The organism is Ensifer sp. EB106-05-01-XG146, from assembly GCF_058791875.1.
In genome coordinates, this window is sequence record NZ_JBYTDX010000001.1 from 1,662,452 (window position 1) to 1,681,786 (window position 19,335).

A 19,335-nucleotide genomic window follows, 5' to 3' on the forward strand; every position below is an offset into this window, starting at 1 on the left:
CCGAAAGCTTATTCGTCCCGGTAGACCTTTTCCCGCCGCTCGTGGCGCTCCTGCGCCTCGATCGAGAGGGTCGCGATCGGACGGGCGTCCAGTCGCTTCAGGCCGATCGGCTCGCCTGTTTCTTCGCAGTAGCCGTAGGTACCTTCGTCGAGACGCTGCAACGCCGCATCGATCTTGGAGATCAGCTTGCGCTGGCGGTCCCTGGCTCTGAGCTCGATTGCCCGATCAGTTTCGGAAGAAGCCCTGTCTGCGAGATCCGGATGATTGGCGCTCTCCTCTGCCAAGTGATCCAGTGTCTCGCGTGCCTCGCGAAGGATGTCGTTTTTCCAAGCGTTCAACTTGGCCCGGAAGTACGCCCGGTGGTTGGCATTCATGAATTCATCGTCCTCGGAAAGGACGAAGGTACTAAGATCGATCTTCTCACTCAACGCGATTCTCCTGAAGAACATCTCATTGCGGCGGTGTATAGACCTATGGAAGCTGTGATTCAAGCCTCGCAACAGACACTCAACCGTATTTTAATGTTGCTAGCGTTTCAGGCTAACTGACGAATATTTCATCAAAATTACACATCGGATCTTGATTTCCAACTTGCGCCCACCGAAGCCGCCGCCTCTGCTCGCTGAAAAGTGACAATGACGTGTTTGCGCCATTTTACCGTCCATTCACGACCGCGGCAAAGCGCAGCACCGGCAGTCCCCGAAAAAATCACGGCGGCCAGCTTGATCTTTATGGTGCGTGCGGGGAAAGGTGACGGTCTGCCGGCCGACATGAAAGCCGGCAAAATTCTACCCTGTCGCTGCAACCGGCAGGCAACGCCGGAACCGATCGATGCAAGACAGCGCCCCCAAGGCTCTCCGCCTCTACCTCCTGCGGCACGCCCGTTCCGGCTGGGCCCTGCCGGGCCAGCGCGATTTCGATCGGTCGCTGGACGAGGTCGGCTACATCGATGCGGAGCGGCTTGCCCAGACGGCCGCAGACCAGGGCATCCGCCCCGACCGCATCCTCTGTTCGACGGCGGTGCGCTGCCGCGAAACGGCCGAGCCGTTCTTCCGCACGGTCAGCGAAGAGCTGGATATCCGCTACATCGATGCGCTCTACTCCGGTCCGACGAGCATCTATCTCGACCTCATCGATGCGCACCGGCATGTAAACGCGCTGATGCTCGTCGGCCACAATCCGATGATCGAACAATTGCTCTGCAGCCTGGTGGGCGACGAGGCCGCCCGCGAAGCGCTTCCCGATGGATATCCGCCGGCTGGCCTGGCCATTCTGGATCTGCCGTCTGACGCTGCCTCCGCCCGCCTGATATCGCTGCTGTTGCCGACGCCATGAAGGCGCACCGTAAGAAGAATTGACACGTGCGCGTTGCGGCGCCGCAATTAGTGCCTATATCGCGGAGGCAGCCCGCAGCCGATCGTCGTTCGGCGGGCTTGACGATGCGAACGACCCCGGGAAACACGCCGCAAGAAAGACCAAGACTTGGCGCCTAACCTGACCAGCTTCAAAGACGACGCGCTGATCGCGCTCGACAACCTCACCGACCGCGCCTCCGGCCTCGTCAATCCCTCGATCCGGCTCGGCGTTACCGGCCTGTCCCGTTCGGGAAAGACCGTCTTCATCTCGTCTCTGGTGCACAATCTGCTGAACGGCGGGCGCCTGCCGGTGTTCGAGGCGGTGCGTTCGGGCCGGGTCTCGAAGGTCAGGCTCGAGCCGCAGCCCGACGATGCCGTGCCGCGTTTCCAGTATGAGGATCATATCGCAGCCCTGGTGCGCGATCGCATCTGGCCAGACTCCACGCGCGCCATCTCGCAGCTGCGCATAACCCTTGAATATGAGAGCGCCAGCGGCTGGAACCGGCTGTTCTCGCCGGGCCGGCTGTCGCTCGACATCGTCGACTATCCCGGCGAATGGCTGCTCGACCTGCCCCTGCTCGCGCAGGACTTCCGCGAGTTCAGCAACAATTCGGTGGCGCGCGCCCGTGCACCTGGCCGTGCGAAGTTGTCGGCCGAATGGCTGACGCTTGCGTCGTCGGCTGGCTCGACGGCGACAGCCGACGAAAGCAGCGCCCGCCGGCTCGCCGAGAGCTTCACCGGCTATCTCAGGGCCTGCAAGGCGGACGAACGCTCGCCCTCAACTCTGCCGCCTGGACGTTTCCTGATGCCGGGCGACCTCGAAGGTTCGCCGGCGCTCACCTTCTCGCCGCTTCCGGACCTACCCGAGGGCCGTGCACCAAAGGGTTCGCTCTGGGCGATGATGGAGCGGCGCTACGAAGCCTATAAGAAACATGTAGTCAGCCCGTTCTTTCGCGAGCATTTTGCGCGCCTGGACCGGCAGATCGTGCTCGTCGATGCCCTGCAGGCGATCAACAACGGCCCTGAGGCGCTGCTCGATCTCGAGCAGGCGCTGGCCGACGTGCTTGCCTGCTTCCGTCCGGGGACCAACAGCTGGCTTTCGTCCTTGCTGACGCGACGGATCGACAAGGTGCTGATCGCAGCAACCAAGGCGGATCACCTGCATCACGAAAGCCACGACCGGCTGGAGCGCATCGCCGCGCGCCTCGTCGATCGCGCCGCCGAAAGCATCGGATTGAGCGGCGCCGGCCTCGAGGTCACGGCGCTTGCATCGGTCCGGGCCACCCGCGAAGCGACCGTCAACCACGACGGCCATGCGCTGCCGGTCATCGTCGGCACCCCGATTGCCGGCGAGAAGATCAACGGCGAAATCTTCGACGGAGAAAGGAAAACAGCGATATTTCCCGGTGACTTGCCGGAAGATCCTGAAGTTCTTTTCAAGACGTTGGAGACCCGGTCCGGCGCGACGACCTATATCGAAAGCGCTCATCCGCTGCCGGAACTCAGCTTTGTTCGCTTCCGCCCGCCACATCTTGAGGAAACCGGCGGCGGCTTGAAACTGTCGGTGCCGCATATCCGCCTCGACCGGGCCATGCAATTCCTGTTCGGAGACCGGCTCGCATGAGTGACGACAGCAACGGTCGCAGCCGCCGTCCCGGCGCCTTTTCAGTTGGCGAAGACAAGCCCGCCGAGGCCCGTCCGCAGCTGCGCGCGCGGCGCGCGCCCGCAAGTTTCGACGACAATGTGGTGCTGACACCCGATGCGGAAGACCCTTTCCGTGAGACCACGCTTGCGGTGGAGGCCCTCGCCTTGCCCGAAGCAAGTCCTCGCAAGCGCCGCCTGTCAGTTGGCAAGATCGCGACCGGCGCACTCGGCATCATCCTGTCACTGGCTGCCGGCCTCTGGGTCGACCGCCTGCTTCGCGATCTCTTCGCGCGTGCCGATTGGCTCGGCTACGCCGCGCTTGTTGTCGTCGCGATCGGTCTGCTGGCGCTGCTGATCGTCGTCGGCCGCGAATTTTCGGGGCTAATGCAGCTCACGGCGATCCAGAAGCTGAAAGCGGAAACGGAAGCGGCGGCCGCTTCGGCCAGTGCGAAACCCGCGCGCGCGGCGCAGGCAAAGCTCGTCCACCTGCTGGCCAGCAATCCGCGGACGGCGCGCGGGCGCACACGGCTGAAGGAAAGCGAAGGCGAGATCATCGACGGTCCGCACGTGATCGAACTCACCGAGCGCGAGCTGCTCAGCCCACTCGACCGCGAGGCGCGGCGCCTCATTCTCGCGGCTTCCAAGCGCGTGTCGATCGTCACGGCGGTCAGCCCGCGGGCGCTCGTCGACCTCGGCTACGTCCTCTACGAATCTGCCCGCCTGATCCGCGCCATGGCCGAACTTTACGGCGGTCGCCCCGGCACGCTCGGCCTCTTGCGGCTGATGCGCGACGTGATCGCTCATCTGGCCGTCACCGGCTCGATCGCCGCCGGCGACAGCCTGATCCAGCAGGTGCTCGGCCACGGGCTGGCTTCGAAGCTCTCGGCGCGCCTGGGCGAAGGCGTCATCAATGGCCTGATGACCGCACGCATCGGCATCGCCGCGATGGACCTTTGCCGCCCGATGCCGTTTCGCGCGCTGAAGCGTCCCGGGATCGGTGATTTTCTCGCCGACCTCAGCCCCGGCGCCGGACGCGTGATTGGCGAAAGCGGCGAGAAATAGCGCGGTCACGCGAAACTAGATCCCCGCATACCAGTCGTAGCCGAGATCTTCCCAATAGCCGCCGCGCCCTCGACCGAAGGGCGCGAGATCGGCAACGACTTCGATCGCCTTGATGTACTTCGCCATCTTGTAACCCAGCTGGCGCTCGACCCGGACGCGCAGTGGAGCACCGTTGGCGACCGGCAAAGCCGCGCCGTTCAGGCCATAAGCGAGGATCGTTTGCGGGTGATGCGCATCGAGCATATCGATCGATTCGTAATAGGCGACCGAGCCGCCAAGGCCGAGCGGCATGCTGTCGAAGCAATGAAAGACCACGTAACGCGCCTCGGGCTTCACCCGGGCTTCATCGAGGACGCGAGTAAGGGCAACGCCGCTCCACTTGGCGATGCAGCTCCAGCCCTCGACACAGTCGTGTCGAGTGATCTGGGTGCGCGACGGCATGTTTCGCAGCTCTGCAAGCGTCAGGTGAAGCGGTCGCTCGACCAGGCCGGAAACGCGAAACTGGTATCCGGAAAAGCCGTCCTGCTTCAGCGCGAGATAGGTCGCATCACCCGGGTCGGTGGAGCCGTTCGGTCGTTGCCCCTGCCGGATCTCGCTCTCGGCAAATTCCGGCGCCAGCCGATCAGCCGGCACCAGCAGCCGCTGTGCTCGGTAAGTAAGGCTGTTGGCGGATGCGAGAAAGTCGCGCACGCGACTGCCACTGCCAACGAGGCCGTCGAGTGCGTCGCACCCGGCAAGCGGCAACGACGAGGCCGTCGCCCCTGCCGCCGCCAGGAAGCGCCGGCGACTGAGGAGGAACGCGCTCATGTCCTTCCTCCCCGGTCCACCGAACGCCTGATGCGATAACGCCCAGTAATCATCGACCGCATCTCGTTGATCGGACCGGCGGCAAAAACCATGGCGATGTGCACAGTGAAGAAGCCGACGAGCAGCAGCATCACGACGAAATGGATCGTGCGGGCCGTCTGCCTGCCGCCAAAGAGTTGAACCAGCCAGGGCCAGCCGGCGTCCATGCCCGGCGACATCGTCAGCCCTGTCGCGATCATGAGAGGAAAAAAGACCAGGAGAACAATGCCGTAGGAGAGTTTCTGCAAGCTGTTGTAACGCCCGTCATGTTCGAAGCGCAACCGCAGATGCGCGATGAAGGTCGCGGGCAAGGCGCGGATGTCGGCCAAAGCGGGAAGAATGTCCCGCCGCAGGTGACCGTTGATCGCGCTTGCGACCAGCCAGATGGAATAGACGACGGCAAACATCCAGGCGAAGAAGAAGTGCACGACGCGGCCGGTGGCGAGGTCCTGGTAGGACGGCACGGTCAACCAGGCCGGAAAAGCCCGGTAGGCCCTCTCCTGTTCCGGCCCGCTGACGCCCAGGACACCGGTGGTGTCAACGCTCAGCCCCAAGACTGTCGTCAGGCCGCGAACCTCGCCGCTTCGTTCATGCACAGGCCCAATCGACAGGATGCTGTTGTCGAAGGCAAAACCCGACTGCTGCCCGACATAGAGTGCCGGGTGCGCGTTGAAGATCTGCAGGCCGCTGAGAAACAGAAAAGAACAGCGCGCCGGCCCATCCCCAATGGGTAAGCCGGGTTGTCAGCCGGTGCAGCGATATCACCAGGCTCTGCTGTGCGTCTGACGCGGTCGATTCGGAATCATGTCCTGCTATAGCCATGGGAAATCTCCCGTTTCCCATGGTTATACGTAGCGCGATTGGGGCAAGTTTCATGTCCCCGCACAATGCTCGCCGAAATCCGCCAACCCACTGTATTTCCTAAGCCAAAAATGCTGTGGTCAATCCGCTTTTCGGCCACAAAGAAGCCGCGCCGCGCACCGCGCAGAAACCGTCCGTTAACCATTTGCGCGCAAATGTGGCTTTCAGTTTCGGACGTTGACCCATCAAGGATCGTTTATGTTCTCGCGCCCTTCTTTGATCGCTCGCGGCGCTGCCGCCTTCGCGCTTGCAGCCACCGTCGGCCTTGCGACACCGGCTTTTTCCGGCGCCAAGGACAAGGTCTTTTTCGAGAAGGTCGCGGGCCAGTGGAAGGGCCCGGGCGAGATCGTCGCGGGCAAGTACAAGGGCACCAAGTTCACCTGCGATCTCTCGGGCGAACCGGTTGCGGGCGATGACACCGGCATCAAGCTCGACGGCTTCTGCCGCGTCGGCGTGTTCAAGCAGCCGATGTCGGCGCTGATCACACAGAAGGGCAACACCTATACCGGCAAGTTTCTCGACGGCGCCGAGGGCAAGGGCCTGGATATCATTTCCGGCAACGTCGCCAAGGACAAGGTCGTCGTCGGCATCAATCGCAAGAAGCTGAATGGCGCCATGATCGCCCGTCTGCAGGACGACCAGACGATGAACATCACCATTTCGGTCAAGGTCGAAGAAACGATGGTGCCGGTCATCGGCGTCAGCCTCAACCGCCAGATCGACGCGATCGCTGTCGGTTCGATCAAGTAACGTTCAACACCCGAATAAACGACGAAGCCCCGGCATCGACCGGGGCTTTGTCGTTTGTGGATTATGTTGCGGTCCTGTTCAGGCGCCTGCGCGCCACCAGCTCATGTCACCATCCGCAACCTCGATGCCTGCGACGTCAGCCTGCTGCAGCCAGTCGCCGACCGGACGGCCGCCAACAGCCATGTCGGCGGCGAAATCGGCAAGCGGCATCAGTACGAAACCGCGCTCGGTCATCCTCGGATGCGGCAACTCCAGTCGCCCGCCCGCTTGCGCCATGCCCTCGAAGGTCAGCACATCGATGTCGAGCGTGCGCGGCCCCCAGCGCTCGTCGCGAACCCTCTTCATCGACCGTTCGATATCAAGGCAGGCGTCGAGCAGGGCTTCGGGCTCGAGCGTCGTGTCGACCTTGGCGCAGGCATTGTAGAACCAGGCCTGGTCCGTCTTGCCCCAGGGCGGCGTGCGATAAAGGCGCGAGACGGCCTTGACCACGCAGTCGTCGCGGGCATCGAGCAGGCGAAGCGCTTCGGCCATCGCCTTGCGGGGATCGCCGAGATTGCCGCCAAGCCCGAGTGTCGCTGCCCGCCAGTTCACCTCAGACGACATGCTCGACCGTCACTTCGACATAATCGAGCACACCCGGAACCGGCGCATTCGGCTTACGGATCGACACCTTGGCGCGCTTGATCTGCGGGAAGCGCACGCAGAGCGTCTTGGCCACTTCCAGCGCCAGCGCCTCGATCAGATAGCGACGGCGGCCGGTGACGATGCGCTCGATCTCCTGGAAGGCGATGCCGTAATGCACGGTGTCTTCGATCGAGTCGTCGACCAGCGCCGTTCCCTGTTCGACTTCGAGCTCGGCATCGACGAAGAAGCGCTGACCAAGAAGCTCCTCCTCGTCGAAGACGCCGTGGCGCGCGAAGAAGGCGCAGTTCTTGAGGGTGATGATATAGGTCGCGCTCATGCTTCTCAGTCCCATCGGCTTTCTTGGATCGCCATGATTGCGCGGTCGAGCCGCTCAGCAGTCATGCGCGTGATTGGTAGTCACAGGTTCAGGCGGAATGCGGACGAGAAAATCTCACCTCGCTCTGGCGTGCAGCATAGCATCCGCCATCACCAGTGCATCCTTGCTGTTTGCGACATCGTGTACGCGGAAAATTGAGGCGCCGGCAACGCGCAAAAGCGCCGTTGTCGCGGCCGTCGCCATGTCGCGATCGGCCGCCTCTCGGCCGCTGACCGCGCCGACGAAGCGCTTGCGCGACGTTCCGACCAGGAATGGCAGCTCGAAACGGTGCAACTCTGCGAAGCGCGCCATCAATTCCAGGTTCTCATCCGTGTCCTTGGCGAAGCCGAAGCCCGGATCGAGAATGATGCGATCCCGCTCCACGCCGGCAGCTGCCGCGATCTCGAGCGACCGGTCGAGAAAATGAAACTGATCGGCGATCACGTCTGCGAGTTTTTCACGGCCCCGGCCCGTATGCATGACGCAGATGCCAGCGCCGCTCTTGGCGGCGACAGTGGCAATGTCGGGTTCGCGCTGAAGGCCGTGCACATCGTTGACGATATGCGCGCCGGCGTCGACCGCAAGCTGGGCGGTCGAGGCTCTGTAAGTGTCGACGGAAATCAGCGCATCGGTATCACGGGCAAGCGCTGCGATGACAGGCAGGATCCGCGCCTGTTCTTCCTCGGCGCTGACGGGCGCCGCATCGGGGCGTGTGGATTCACCGCCGATATCGAGGATCAAGGCGCCCTCCTCCAGGCAGCGCATCCCTTGCGCCACCGCGGCAACGGCATCGATAAAACGGCCGCCATCGGAAAAAGAATCCGGGGTAACATTGACGATCGCCATCAAAACGCCACGCGGCCCCAGTTCGAGGCTGCGTCCATGCGCCAGCTTCCAGCTAAATTTCTGAAATGGATTGTAAGTCATTTTCCCTCACCATCCGCATACGGCCGGGAGCCATCGTTTTGCTGTTGCGCCGGCGCTGGCTATGCCCCAAGCTTGATTGAAGTTCAACCGAAGAGAACCACGCATTGATGTCCCGAGTACGCGTCCCGTTCAAAGTCGCCCTTCTTGCTCTCCTGGTTGCCGCCCCGCTTGGCACGGCCTCGGGCGAAACCGTGGTGAACAAGAGCTTCTCCTATTTTTCGATCGGCGGCCGGACTGCGGAAGAACTGGACAAGGCACTCTCGGCCAGCGGCCCGATGATGAAATCGACCGGCGCACGGCATCCGGGCGCGACCCGCATCAAGTTCGGCGGCTCGATCACCTATGTCAGCCGCAACGGACGCTGCGCCGTCGGCTCGGCCCGCGTCACGCTCAACACGCGCATCATTCTGCCCAAATGGAAGTATCGCCGCCAGGCCGGACGTGACCTCGCCCTCGTGTGGGACACGCTGTCAAGCGACATCAAACGCCACGAGGAGCGCCACGCGGAAATCGCCCGCAATCACGCGCGGCGGATGGAGAAGATGTTCCTGGCGTTGAAGCCGCAGGACACGTGCGAAGAGATGCAGGAAAGCGTTGCCCGCGTCAGCGCAACCGCGATAGAGGCGCATGACAAGGATCAGGCTCGCTTCGACCGCACCGAAGCCGCCAACTTCGACAAGCGCATGATCCGTCTTCTGCAATACAGGCTGGAGACGCTGAAGAAAGCGCAACAGTAGATAGCAAAGCCGGAACCCCGAAGAAGAGCCTGACTATAGTCACGGATAGGGCCATTTCAGCGGCAATACCCACAGTATTTTATTGGTGAAATATAACGATGGCTGCCGGCCGGCGACTCATCTATATTCAAACCAATGAGAGAGGGGCCGGGACAAAGACTAGCCCCACAAATAGAGTAGGTTATGCGCGACGCGATTGCGGCGCGAAAAGCTTAGATGTTGCCTTTACTTTGAATTGCGCAACGTTGTTCACTTGAAAAGAAAAAGAAGAATCGAACAGCGGAGCCGGAACGGGTTCTCCTGGCGTGTCTTGGTGCAGCAGATGTTCCCTCCCTCATCTGTATGCGATGCGCCCTCCTCGCCTCGCTTGTCCAACGACCGGCGAGGCGCTTTTTTTGTGCGGAGGTCTGAAAGAAGGGGCGTGGGACGCAGGCGTTAGGCCTGGCGCTCCGGCACGTGCACGACGAGACCGTCGAGCGCATCGCTCATCTTGATCTGACAGGAAAGCCGCGACGTCGGGCGGACGTCGTAGGCAAAGTCCAGCATGTCTTCTTCCATGGCTTCAGGAGCGCCGACGGTTTGAGCCCAGGCATCGTCGACATAGACATGACAGGTCGCACAGGCGCAGGCTCCGCCGCATTCCGCTTCGATGCCGGGAACCGAATTGCGAACGGCGTTTTCCATGACCGTCGAGCCGTTCTCGACATCAAGTTCGTGGCGCGCGCCATCAAAGGCAACGATCGTAAGTTTTGTCATGTCTCTTTCCGGAATGAACTGGTGGATTGGCCGGGCGCAAGGCCTGTTGAGAAAAGAACCCCGCGGGCGCAAATTCAGGGAAAGTTCTTCCAACAAATCGGCCGGCCAGTCAACAACGGCCGTCATTCTGTGCGTCGCCGCAGATCGTGCCGGTAGCAATGGCTGCCGGCACGGCGCCCTCTATGCGAGGCGCGGGCATCGTGCGACAGACAGGGGTCGGTTAGGCCCCCTGTCTGCTCGGTAGCCGCTAGCGGCAGAGCTTCAGAATGAAGAGCTCGGCTTCGAGCACGGCCGATGCGAGCTGGTCGCAGAGCGAAGCTTCGGCCGGATTGTGTTCGATCGCGCCGGCAACGCTTGCAACGTCGACGGCACCAACCGCAAGGGCTGCGCCCTTTAGCCGGTGGGCTGCCTGGGCACGGGGCGTGCCCTCGCCTTCGGCGATTTCCTTCAAGACCTGGCGCGCCTGGCGCGCAAAGAGTTGCAGCACTTCGATTTCGAGCGCCTTGTCACCCATCGTCTGGACGGCGAGGTGAGCAAAGTCGATCGGCTTTTTGCCTGACGCAGAAGAGTTTCCCGGACTATCCGGGGCTTCAAAGGCAATCCTGAGGGCCGCCATGAGCCAATTTCCCTATTGTTTGTTTGATGTTGGCCTGTTTCCGGCATCGCTTCATCGGGAGCGGTGCCGCCGCCCGCACTGTTCAGACTTCCATCTTCGGCGGGCTCCGGCACCTATTGGCTCAAATCCGGGCGCAATATAGGCAGTATTTTGGGAAAATGGTTAACGTCCGTTAAACTCTCTGATTTCCTTATCTTTTCCGGCTTTTAGACCTGCACCGCATTAAGATTTCATTAGGATTTTAATCAACCCCAAGCGCTCTTAATTGTAAGAACCCAGCTAATGTGTCACTACGATACGCTTAGGAACGGACCCGCGTACGAAAATGGCAACCGTTCCGGTGGATAAGCTCGACGCGTGGTCCCATTCGGCCACAAATGCGACTATCCGTCGAGGCAATGCAGTGGGTGATCAGTAGGGTATTGCGTAGATCCGATGCGCGTATCTTGCCGTCACCGCCCATGAGGAAGAGACCCTGCCCGCTAACGGGCCAGAGGCGCTTTCCGTTCTGGGCAAAAGGTAATGAGGCGTATCCCTATGGCGACGAAAAAGAGCAATGAGTCGATCGACGAAAAGGCGTTCCAGGCTCTGGAAGCTGCCCTGAAGATTGATTTCGACGAGCTTGCATCGAGCCCGAATGACAAGACTTCCTTGGATGATCCGGAGGAAAATGTGTCTCAGCCCACCAATCAGGCGGCGACGCCCGATCAGAATAAGAAAGCACGGCCTCAGCCGGAACAGTCCCGCGGGGCACGTGCTGCAGAAGCGGCCAAGACGCTCGCTCCGGAACCTGCGCCCAAGTCCCCGTCCCTTTCCGCCGCCAACGACGATGGTCGCCGTTCGCCGGCTGCGATGCTGCGTGCGCTCGACGTGCGCTCCAATCGCGCCGCGATCCGCGTTGCTGCGCTGGTGTCCGTCATCTGGGCGGTTGCCGGCCTCGGTGTCGCCAACCTTCTTTACGGGCCGCAGATCTGGCAGATCCGTTCGCTGAGCGACCTTGCCGCCACCCCTGGCGCCGTCGGCGTCGCGATCGGCATCGTGCTGCCGATCATGCTCTTCTTCTCCTTTGCCATCATGATCGCCCGCGCGCAGGAACTGCGCAACGCCGCGCGCTCGATGGCGGAAGTCGCCCTGCGCCTTGCCGAGCCGGAAACGGCTGCTGCCGATCGCGTCATGACGGTCGGCCAGGCCGTCCGTCGCGAAGTCTCGGCGATGAACGAAGGCATCGAACGCACGATTGCCCGCGCCACCGAACTCGAAACGCTGGTTCATTCCGAGGTCAACGCGCTCGAACGCAGCTACAGCGAAAACGAACTGCGCGTGCGCACGCTGGTGCAGGAACTCGGGCTTGAGCGCGAAGCCATCATCGGGCATTCGGAGCGTATCCGTTCGGCCATCTCCGGTGCGCATGGCAAGCTGAAGGACGACCTGGAACAAGCGAGCGAAGACATTGCTTCGCGCATTGCAATCTCGGGCGAAGCCTTTGCCTCGCTTATCGACACCCGCGCGGCTGCCCTTAGCGAGAAATCGGACGGCGCCTTGCAGTCGATCGGCAGCATGCTGACGACCCGCACCGATGCGCTGCTTTCGGGCCTGACCGCTGCCGGCCTCGGTCTCAGCACCGAATTTGACACCCGGCTTGACCAGCTCAGCGACACGCTGACGAAGCGCGGCGAAGACCTGCTCAGCCAGTTCGAAACGCGCGCCTCCTCGCTTGACGCCAGCACCGAGAAGCTGAATGCGGCGCTCAACGAACGCGCCCGCCAGCTCAACGAAACACTGATCGCCCGCACCCGCGACCTCAACGAAAGCCTGAGCGTCGGCCAGCACGCCATCACCGGTGGCCTCGACCACGTGCTCGCCTCGCTCAACGCCACGCTCGACGAAAAGGGCGCGAGCTTCCGCCAGAGCCTGCGCTCCAGCGCCGACGACGCGATCATGGACCTCGACCTTCGCGGCGGCTTCTTTGAAGAGAAGCTGCAGACGACCGTCGGCCAGCTCGCAACCGCCTTCGACGAGCGGTTCCACGAGTTTGCCTCCGCCTTCGACAAGCGTGCGAGCCTGCTCGACACCAAGCTCATGGAAAGCCTGCACCGCATCAACGAGACCGTCTCCGGCGGCTCGGAGGCGATCGGCGGCGCGCTCGACAGCAGCATCGAGAAGATCGGCTCGGCCCTTTCCGACCAGTCGCTGACGCTTGCGACCACGCTCGGCGCGACCCAGGACTTCATCGAAGAGACGATTGCGAGCCGTACCACCGAACTCGGCAACATGATCGGCGATGCGCACACCCGCATCGACAGCGTGCTCTCCGAAAAGACCAGCGGCCTCATGGGTGCCCTCACCCAGGCACAGGACCGCATCGAAAACGGCTTCGGCCAGCGTGCGGACGCACTTTCGAGCGCACTGACGACGAGCGAACAGCGCCTGACCGAAGGTCTCGACAGCCGTACCGCTGCCTTCGTCGACGGCCTGCAGGCCGCGCACGCCCGCATCGAGCAGACCCTGCACGGCTCGACCGACGAGATCACCAGCGCCATCGCTGCCAGCCAGCACCGCCTCGACAACACCCTGTCGGAACGCACGCTCGCGCTTTCGACGATCCTCTCCATGGGCGCGGACTCGATCGACACCGCCGTCAGCGGCACGGCCGACCGGCTGGAGCGCGTCCTTTCCGAACGCGGCGAAGCGATCTCCGACGCGCTCACCAACCAGACGACGGCGCTTGACGGCGTACTCGCCGAGCGCGCCGCCGCCATCACCTCGACGATGTCGTCGCGTGCCAACGAGATGGCCAATACGCTGAGCCGTCACGCCGAAGACGTGGCCGACAGCCTGACCTTCCGGGCAACCGCCGTCGCCGAAACCATGACCGATCGCGTCGGTGATATCGAGCAGAAGCTCTCCGAGAGCGTCAACACGATCGCCGAAAACCTGGGCGGCCGCGTCAGCCTGATCTCCGATACGCTCACCCAGACGAGTGCCCGCATCGCCGAAGATCTGAGCGGCCGTGTCAGCAAGATCTCCGATACGCTGACCGAGACCAGCGCGCACATCGCCGATGCGCTGACCGCGCGCACCACCGAAGCGACCGCGTCGCTTGCCGGCAAGGCAGCGGAAATCGAGGAGACGCTGAGCGGCCGCGCCGAGCACTTGCGCGATACGCTCTCGTCCACGCACGAACAGATCCGCGTCACGCTCGACGACCGCATCAACGCCATCAACCTTGCCGTCGGCCAGGGCCGCGAGCAGCTCGAAGGCATGCTTGCCGATCAGTCGACCGCGATCGCCACGACGCTCGCCACCAGCGCCGGCATGCTGGAAATGTCGCTCGAAGAGCGTCAGTCGGCACTCGCCAGCGCCATCGACCGCAGCGGCGAAGTGCTCGACAGCCGTATGCGCTCGACCACGGGCCATATTGCCGAGCGCCTGGCCGAAACCGCCAACCAGATCAGCCTGGCGGCCGACAGCCTCACCAACCGCGTTGACCTGTCGATCAACGGCCTCAACGATCGCCTTGACGATACCGGCATGCGCGTTGAAACCAGCCTCGGCGCACTCGAAGAGCGCATGCGCGAGAGCGCCGGCAACATCAGCTCGATCGTCGACGAAACCGGCATGCATCTCGAGAACCGCGTTGGCGTCCTCGAAGACCGTATTCGTGGCACCGTCGGCAATGTCGGCGCCGTGGTCGACGACACCGGCGCACGGATCGAGAGCAATCTCGGTGCCCTCGAAAACCGCATTCGCGGCAGCGTCACCAATGTCGGCTCCGTCGTTGATGATGCGGCGGCCCGTGTCGAAGGTGGCCTCAGCGCGCTCGAAGACCGTATCCGTGGCAGCGTCAGCGGCGTCAACGCGATCGTCGGCGAGACCGGTGCACTGATCGAAAACAGCCTCGGCGTCCTTCAGGACCGCATCCGCGGCAGCGTCAACGACGTCAACACCCTGGTCGACGATACCGGCCTGCGCCTGGAAGTCAGCCTCAGCTCGCTGGAAGATCGGGTCCGCGACAGCGTCGGCAGCGTCAACCAGATCGTCGACGGCGCCGGACAGCGGATCGCCGACAGCCTTGGTGACCGCGCTGGCGACATCGACCGCATGAGCGAAGTTGCGGCAACCCGGATCACCGGCGCCATCGAGTCCGGTGCGGAACGCATCGCCGAACGCCTCGGCACCATGGATCGTGCCCTCAACATCGGCCTAGATAACGTCAACCGCACGATCGAGGGCAAGGCGGCCGTTCTGGTCACCAGCCTGCGCGGCGCCGTTCACGAGGCAACGCAGGATATCGACGCTGAAGCCAATCGCCTGGAAGGCAAGACGTCCGACATCGTCGCCAATCTGCGCAGCGCAGTCGGCGGCGTGGCTGAGGACTTCGATGCCGAAGCCGTGCGCCTGGAAGACAAGGCAGCCGGTCTCGCAAACACGCTCCGCAGCGCCGTTGGCGATGTCGCGCAGGAACTCGACGCAGAAACGCTGCGCATGGAAGACAAGGCTGCCGGCCTCGTCAACACGCTTCGTAGCGCCGTTGGCGACGTCGCCCAGGAACTCGACGCAGAGGCACTGCGCATGGAAGACAAGGCCGCCGGCCTTGTGAACAGCCTGCGCGGCGCCATTAGCGGTGCAGCTCAGGAAATCGACGCGGAAGCTGTCCGCTCGGCCGGGCTGCTGTCGAAGGCAGGCGACGATTTCGCCTCCGCACTTGCTGCTCGCCAGGCAGACTTCGCCAACACGATCGACCAGACGGCAGCCGCCACCGCCGCGCGCCACGCCGAGCTTGCCAACTCGATCGAGCAGAAGGCGGCAGCGACCGCTGCACGTCATGCCGAGCTTGCCCGCTCGATCGCCGACGCGGCCGACACCGCAAGCGCACGGCTGGCCGCAACGCACAGCCAGATCGCCAACCACGCCGACAACATCCACCAGGGCCTCAGCAATACGGAGAAGGCGCTGGAAGCCCGTGGCGAAGCAATCCGCACCACGCTCGACGAGCGCACCCGCGAACTCAACTCGATGCTCGCCGGCCGCTCGATGGAGCTGTCGCGCCTGATCGACGAGCAGGCACGCCCTGTCATCGACCAGTATGCCGCCACCGGCCGCGAGGCAGCCGAGCGCATCGCTGCCGTGACACAGGAAAGCGCCGACCGCCTGCGTGCGGAAAACGCCGCCCTCGTCAACGCCATCGCCGAGCGCACGGGCGAGACGCTGAACGCGATCTCCTACCGCGCCGAAGAGACGGCAAAGGCGATGAAGATGGTCGAAAACCGTCTGCAGTCGACCGCCCTTGGCCTGATCGACCAGCTCGCCAACAACAATGCGGCCATTGCCACGGTCATCGACCAGGCGAGCAGCAACCTCGGCGAAATGGACCAGCGTCTGGAATCGACGATCGCCCGCGTGTCGGAATCGACCCGTCAGGCCTCCGACATGCTGTCGACCTCCACCCGCCTCATCGAAGGCAAGGTCGACAAGCTCTCCGATATCTCCGCCTCGACCCTGTCGCAGATCGGCGGCATTGTCGGCCGGTTCGAAGACCACTCGCGCGTTCTCGGCCAGGCCTCCGACCTGCTCGGCGCGGCCCAGTCGAACCTCGTCAGCACGCTCGAGGAACGCCAGGATGCGCTTCGCACCCTGTCGGTCGGCCTCGTCCAGCGCTCGGAAGAGATCGAACGCACGATGCGTGCGCTCGAAGGCTTCGTCGACGGCGCCTTCCAGCGGGCCGAAGAACGCTCGGGCCACGTTGCCGGAAACCTGCGCAGCGGCATCCAGCAGTCCTTCGCCGATGTCGGTCGCCTGCTGACGAGCGCCGAACAGCGCGCGGCGGAAGCTGCTGAATCGATGCGCAACACGCTCGCCCAGGCCGGTGACGAAGCCGGCGCCTCGGTCGAGCAGGTCTTCAGCCGTGCCGAAGAGCGTTCGCGCCAGATTGCCAACACGCTTCGCTCGGGCGTCGAGACCTCGTTTGCCGACGTCAACAAGACGCTCTCCTCCGTCGAGGGCCGTGCGCTCGGCGCATCGGAAGCCCTTCGCCAGGCGATCGCCAAGGTCGGTGAAGATGCCGGTGCCTCGATCGAGGGTGCCTTTGCCAATGCCGAGGAGCGCTCCAAGGAAGTCGCCTCGCGTCTGCGCGGCAGCGTTGCGGCCTCGGTGTCCGACATCGAGCGCATGCTTGCCGAAAGCGGCAAGAAGTCCGATGGCGTCGCAGACCAGCTGCGTGACGCCGTTCGCGTCGCAATCGACGAGGCGATCGGCCGCTTCAGCGGCGCGACTGACGAGATCCGTCGCTCGGCTGGCGAGATCCGCAAGGAACTCGACATGACCCGCGAAGAGCTGAAGCGCGGCGCCTTCGACCTGCCGGAAGAAGCCAAGGAAAATGCGGCCGTCATGCGCCGTGCCGTCGGCGAGCAGATCAAGGCGCTGCAGGAACTGTCCGACATCATCGGCAAGTCCTCGACGCAGCTCGAAGTGGCCCAGCCGCTGCGCCAGCAGCCGGCCTCCGCTCCGGTCGCCCGTCCCGTGCAGCAGCAGGCAGCCCCGCAGCCGCAACCGGTCGCACAGCCGCAGCCCCAGCCAGTGGCACAGCAGCCAGTGGCACAGCAGCCGGTAGCGCAGCAGCCCGTCATCGAGCAGCCGCGCCGTCAGGAACCGGCGCCGGCGCTGCGCGGCAGCCTCGGTATCGAGCAGCCCGCCGTTCGCCAGCCGGCGCCGACGCAGGCTGTGAGCAACGAGGTCGCCGAAGGTGGTGGCTGGATGCGTGACCTGCTCCGTGCGGCGTCGCGCGAAGAGGCACCCTCGTCCGCGCCGCAGCGTCCGGCCGAGGCTCAGCCAACGGCACGGGCCGGCGACAGCCGCAACCCGCGCCACGTGGTTGAATCGCTGAACTCGCTTTCGGTCGATATCGCCCGCGCCATCGATCATGATGCGTCGGTCGATCTGTGGCGCCGCTACCAGCGCGGCGAGCGCGACGTCTTTACGCGTCGCCTCTACACGCTGAAGGGCCAGCAGACCTTCGACGAGATCAAGCGCAAGTACGACCGCGAGCCGGAATTCCGCACCGCTGTCGACCGCTACATCGCAGATTTCGAAAAGCTGCTCGCCGATGTCGCCCGCAACGACCCGGACAAGCGCATCACCCAGACCTACCTGACGTCGGATACCGGCAAGGTCTATACGATGCTCGCCCACGCCGCCGGTCGCTTCAGCTAAGCGAGCCCGGATAGAAACAATCAAAACGGCCCCGTCTTGCGAAGGGGCCGTTTTCGTTTGCAGGGATATCAGAGAAGAAAAGCGACGGATCACTTCCGCTAAGATACTAGCGATCCCTTATGATGCAGTGCGCTCCTTAAGGCGCTCCCGGCACGCGTACGACCGGACTCTGCCCCTTCTCGCAAGTTCGGGCCACTACCCGCTAATCACGGCTGCGCGAACGGGATTTGGGTTCGTAGGCGGGTGTCGTGAACAACGGGCTGTCGACATGCTTTAGCCGCGCCTGGCGACGCGTGCTGACTGGACCGGCTCAACGCAGTGGCGAACAGCCGCCGACATTGGCGGGCTTGACCCGGCCCGCCTGCAGATCCTTCAGGTAAGGCTTGTTCGGGTCCGGTCCGCCGAGCGCGTCGTCGTAGGTCGCACGGTCGATCTTGAGCATGCGGCCGGTTGCGGTGAAGCTCACCATCTCCTTCTTGTTGACATAGGCAGAAGCGACGTTCAGCCGGCAAAAGAACGTCTTCTCGCCGTTGCCGACCACCCAGCCCCAGGCGCCGGACTTGCCCCTGGAGAGCTTGCCGGTGGCGTAGCCTTGCTTGGTGAGCGTCGCGTAACTCTCGGCCTGTGCAATGCCGGGAACAAAGGCAAGAGCTACCACGGCGACCGCCGCCAGGCGCTTGAAAGAAATAGACATCGAGATTCACCCCTCTGAAGAAACAATAACGCAGCCTTCTAGGCGGGCGCCAACGGTCGATGCAGCCATAACATGCAGTCGTCCTTAACGGCATCCGGACGGCCAGACACTCAGCCAGCCAGACAGGTGGAACGCAGGAATGAATGTTGACATCATCGCGCTCTGCATCTGAAGTTCGTCCGATGGATAGGGAGCTGCCTTGCACGACACAGCCGATTGAAATCTGCGATTGGTCCTCCGATTGGGCGGAGCGGTTTGCCACCAAGGCGAAGACGATCCGCCAGGTTTTGGGCGATCATGCCTTGCGTATCGACCATATCGGCTCCACCGCAATCCGTGGTCTGGCTGCCAAGCCGATCATCGATGTTCAGATTTCCGTTGCCGATCTGGAGCCCCTCGACGTCCTGGCGGAAAAAATGGCGGCGATCGGCTACCTGTGGCGGCCGCAGAATACCGATCTGACGAAACGCTACTTTCGTGAGCGCCCTGGCGACGAACGCACGCACATCCATGTGCGCCGAGCGGGAAGCTGGCAGGAACAATGGTCGCTGCTGTTTCGCGACTACATGCGTGCCCATGCCGCGGAACACGGCCCATACGTCGAGCTGAAGCGGGCATTGGCAAGCCGACATCGCCACGACCGGGCAGCCTATACCGAGGGCAAGTCGGAACACTTGTGGCAGGTCATTCGACGCGCGGATCGGTGGGCTGCGGCAAGCGGCTGGAGACCAGGTCCTTCCGATGCGTAGGCCGGTCTTCCGCTGCCCCGGCACAGCCTTAATCCGAGATCGGTGCGGTGGCCAATGATCGGCCGAATACGGTAGCTGCTGTCTGCATCGCAAGCCTGTCCTGCGAGCGACTGGTGTTTAGCCGCCTGC

The 19,335-nt window shown here is 63.3% G+C and carries 15 protein-coding genes and 1 pseudogene; 7 read left to right on the plus strand and 9 right to left on the minus strand.

All coding sequences use genetic code 11. The annotated features are described in order from the left end of the window. Window positions 1–8 precede the first annotated feature (8 nt). Entirely contained in the window at window positions 9–428 is a 420-nt protein-coding gene (gene dksA, locus AC3WVQ_RS08190; protein WP_034794589.1) for an RNA polymerase-binding protein DksA, read from the minus strand. Between the two features lie 403 nt (window positions 429–831). Between dksA and AC3WVQ_RS08195 the strand changes: the two genes are divergently transcribed. The 3 genes from AC3WVQ_RS08195 (at window position 832) to AC3WVQ_RS08205 (ending at window position 4,061) form a co-directional block, all read left to right on the plus strand. Then, window positions 832–1,335, plus strand: coding sequence for a SixA phosphatase family protein (locus tag AC3WVQ_RS08195; RefSeq protein ID WP_060520725.1), 504 nt, complete (start codon window positions 832–834; stop codon window positions 1,333–1,335). Window positions 1,336–1,482: 147 nt separating this feature from the next. Then, window positions 1,483–2,979: a YcjX family GTP-binding protein gene (locus AC3WVQ_RS08200; protein WP_090293873.1), complete on the plus strand. Its 1,497-nt coding sequence runs from the start codon at window positions 1,483–1,485 to the stop codon at window positions 2,977–2,979. Continuing rightward, a complete protein-coding gene (locus tag AC3WVQ_RS08205) occupies window positions 2,976–4,061 on the plus strand; it encodes a YcjF family protein (protein WP_090293875.1) in 1,086 nt (361 codons plus the stop codon). The genes AC3WVQ_RS08200 and AC3WVQ_RS08205 overlap by 4 nt, the downstream gene beginning before the upstream one ends. A gap of 15 nt (window positions 4,062–4,076) precedes the next feature. On the opposite strand, the gene AC3WVQ_RS08210 is transcribed toward AC3WVQ_RS08205, so the two are convergent. Both AC3WVQ_RS08210 and AC3WVQ_RS08215 read right to left on the minus strand, forming a co-directional pair. Continuing rightward, entirely contained in the window at window positions 4,077–4,868 is a 792-nt protein-coding gene (locus tag AC3WVQ_RS08210; RefSeq protein WP_090293877.1) for a molybdopterin-binding protein, read from the minus strand. Further along, window positions 4,865–5,729 (minus strand): annotated as a pseudogene (locus AC3WVQ_RS08215) (cytochrome b/b6 domain-containing protein). The gene AC3WVQ_RS08210 and the pseudogene AC3WVQ_RS08215 overlap by 4 nt, the downstream one beginning before the upstream one ends. A gap of 237 nt (window positions 5,730–5,966) precedes the next feature. On the opposite strand from AC3WVQ_RS08215, the gene AC3WVQ_RS08220 reads away from it, so the two are divergent. Beyond that, window positions 5,967–6,518 (plus strand): hypothetical protein, encoded by a 552-nt coding sequence (locus tag AC3WVQ_RS08220; RefSeq protein WP_034794604.1) that lies wholly within the window; start codon window positions 5,967–5,969, stop codon window positions 6,516–6,518. Window positions 6,519–6,596: 78 nt separating this feature from the next. Here the strand turns inward: AC3WVQ_RS08220 and folK are convergent, their stop codons facing one another. The 3 genes from folK to folP all read right to left on the minus strand — a co-directional run bounded on the left by folK (window position 6,597) and on the right by folP (window position 8,445). Then, the gene (folK, locus tag AC3WVQ_RS08225; RefSeq protein ID WP_090293878.1) at window positions 6,597–7,121 is read right to left on the minus strand and encodes a 2-amino-4-hydroxy-6-hydroxymethyldihydropteridine diphosphokinase; all 525 of its coding nucleotides are present in this window, start codon (window positions 7,119–7,121) and stop codon (window positions 6,597–6,599) included. Then, the gene (gene folB / locus AC3WVQ_RS08230) at window positions 7,111–7,479 is read right to left on the minus strand and encodes a dihydroneopterin aldolase (protein WP_034794609.1); all 369 of its coding nucleotides are present in this window, start codon (window positions 7,477–7,479) and stop codon (window positions 7,111–7,113) included. The genes folK and folB overlap by 11 nt, the downstream gene beginning before the upstream one ends. A gap of 114 nt (window positions 7,480–7,593) precedes the next feature. Further along, window positions 7,594–8,445 (minus strand): dihydropteroate synthase, encoded by an 852-nt coding sequence (gene folP, locus AC3WVQ_RS08235; protein WP_090293879.1) that lies wholly within the window; start codon window positions 8,443–8,445, stop codon window positions 7,594–7,596. Window positions 8,446–8,552: 107 nt separating this feature from the next. Here folP and AC3WVQ_RS08240 point away from each other — a divergent pair, with 107 nt between their 5' ends. Further along, window positions 8,553–9,182 (plus strand): DUF922 domain-containing Zn-dependent protease, encoded by a 630-nt coding sequence (locus AC3WVQ_RS08240; protein WP_034794616.1) that lies wholly within the window; start codon window positions 8,553–8,555, stop codon window positions 9,180–9,182. Between the two features lie 435 nt (window positions 9,183–9,617). Here AC3WVQ_RS08240 and AC3WVQ_RS08245 read toward each other — a convergent pair whose 3' ends face one another. Both AC3WVQ_RS08245 and AC3WVQ_RS08250 read right to left on the minus strand, forming a co-directional pair. Beyond that, window positions 9,618–9,938 carry a 2Fe-2S iron-sulfur cluster-binding protein gene (locus AC3WVQ_RS08245; RefSeq protein WP_034794619.1) on the minus strand — a complete coding sequence of 107 codons (321 nt, stop codon included), beginning with the start codon at window positions 9,936–9,938 and terminating at the stop codon, window positions 9,618–9,620. A gap of 247 nt (window positions 9,939–10,185) precedes the next feature. Further along, window positions 10,186–10,554, minus strand: a complete 369-nt coding sequence (locus AC3WVQ_RS08250) for an Hpt domain-containing protein (RefSeq protein ID WP_034794621.1) — start codon at window positions 10,552–10,554, stop codon at window positions 10,186–10,188. A 537-nt stretch (window positions 10,555–11,091) separates the two neighbouring features. On the opposite strand from AC3WVQ_RS08250, the gene AC3WVQ_RS08255 reads away from it, so the two are divergent. After that, window positions 11,092–17,763 (plus strand): apolipoprotein A-IV repeat region-like domain-containing protein, encoded by a 6,672-nt coding sequence (locus AC3WVQ_RS08255; protein WP_492382690.1) that lies wholly within the window; start codon window positions 11,092–11,094, stop codon window positions 17,761–17,763. A 310-nt stretch (window positions 17,764–18,073) separates the two neighbouring features. Here the strand turns inward: AC3WVQ_RS08255 and AC3WVQ_RS08260 are convergent, their stop codons facing one another. Then, a complete protein-coding gene (locus AC3WVQ_RS08260) occupies window positions 18,074–18,457 on the minus strand; it encodes a hypothetical protein (protein WP_090293882.1) in 384 nt (127 codons plus the stop codon). 182 nt (window positions 18,458–18,639) lie between these two features. Between AC3WVQ_RS08260 and AC3WVQ_RS08265 the strand changes: the two genes are divergently transcribed. Beyond that, the gene (locus AC3WVQ_RS08265) at window positions 18,640–19,206 is read left to right on the plus strand and encodes a GrpB family protein (protein WP_110819183.1); all 567 of its coding nucleotides are present in this window, start codon (window positions 18,640–18,642) and stop codon (window positions 19,204–19,206) included. Window positions 19,207–19,335 lie beyond the last annotated feature (129 nt).

What these genes read in the sequence shown, in the direction of transcription:
- folP (WP_090293879.1), bottom strand. Translation starts at nt 8,445, where the DNA reads ATGACTTACAATCCATTTCAGAAATTTAGCTGGAAGCTGGCGCATGGA.
- AC3WVQ_RS08255 (WP_492382690.1), top strand. Translation starts at nt 11,092, where the DNA reads ATGGCGACGAAAAAGAGCAATGAGTCGATCGACGAAAAGGCGTTCCAG.
- AC3WVQ_RS08260 (WP_090293882.1), bottom strand. Translation starts at nt 18,457, where the DNA reads ATGTCTATTTCTTTCAAGCGCCTGGCGGCGGTCGCCGTGGTAGCTCTT.
- AC3WVQ_RS08220 (WP_034794604.1), top strand. Translation starts at nt 5,967, where the DNA reads ATGTTCTCGCGCCCTTCTTTGATCGCTCGCGGCGCTGCCGCCTTCGCG.
- folB (WP_034794609.1), bottom strand. Translation starts at nt 7,479, where the DNA reads ATGAGCGCGACCTATATCATCACCCTCAAGAACTGCGCCTTCTTCGCG.
- AC3WVQ_RS08250 (WP_034794621.1), bottom strand. Translation starts at nt 10,554, where the DNA reads ATGGCGGCCCTCAGGATTGCCTTTGAAGCCCCGGATAGTCCGGGAAAC.
- AC3WVQ_RS08205 (WP_090293875.1), top strand. Translation starts at nt 2,976, where the DNA reads ATGAGTGACGACAGCAACGGTCGCAGCCGCCGTCCCGGCGCCTTTTCA.
- AC3WVQ_RS08210 (WP_090293877.1), bottom strand. Translation starts at nt 4,868, where the DNA reads ATGAGCGCGTTCCTCCTCAGTCGCCGGCGCTTCCTGGCGGCGGCAGGG.
- AC3WVQ_RS08240 (WP_034794616.1), top strand. Translation starts at nt 8,553, where the DNA reads ATGTCCCGAGTACGCGTCCCGTTCAAAGTCGCCCTTCTTGCTCTCCTG.
- AC3WVQ_RS08245 (WP_034794619.1), bottom strand. Translation starts at nt 9,938, where the DNA reads ATGACAAAACTTACGATCGTTGCCTTTGATGGCGCGCGCCACGAACTT.
- AC3WVQ_RS08195 (WP_060520725.1), top strand. Translation starts at nt 832, where the DNA reads ATGCAAGACAGCGCCCCCAAGGCTCTCCGCCTCTACCTCCTGCGGCAC.
- AC3WVQ_RS08265 (WP_110819183.1), top strand. Translation starts at nt 18,640, where the DNA reads ATGGATAGGGAGCTGCCTTGCACGACACAGCCGATTGAAATCTGCGAT.
- folK (WP_090293878.1), bottom strand. Translation starts at nt 7,121, where the DNA reads ATGTCGTCTGAGGTGAACTGGCGGGCAGCGACACTCGGGCTTGGCGGC.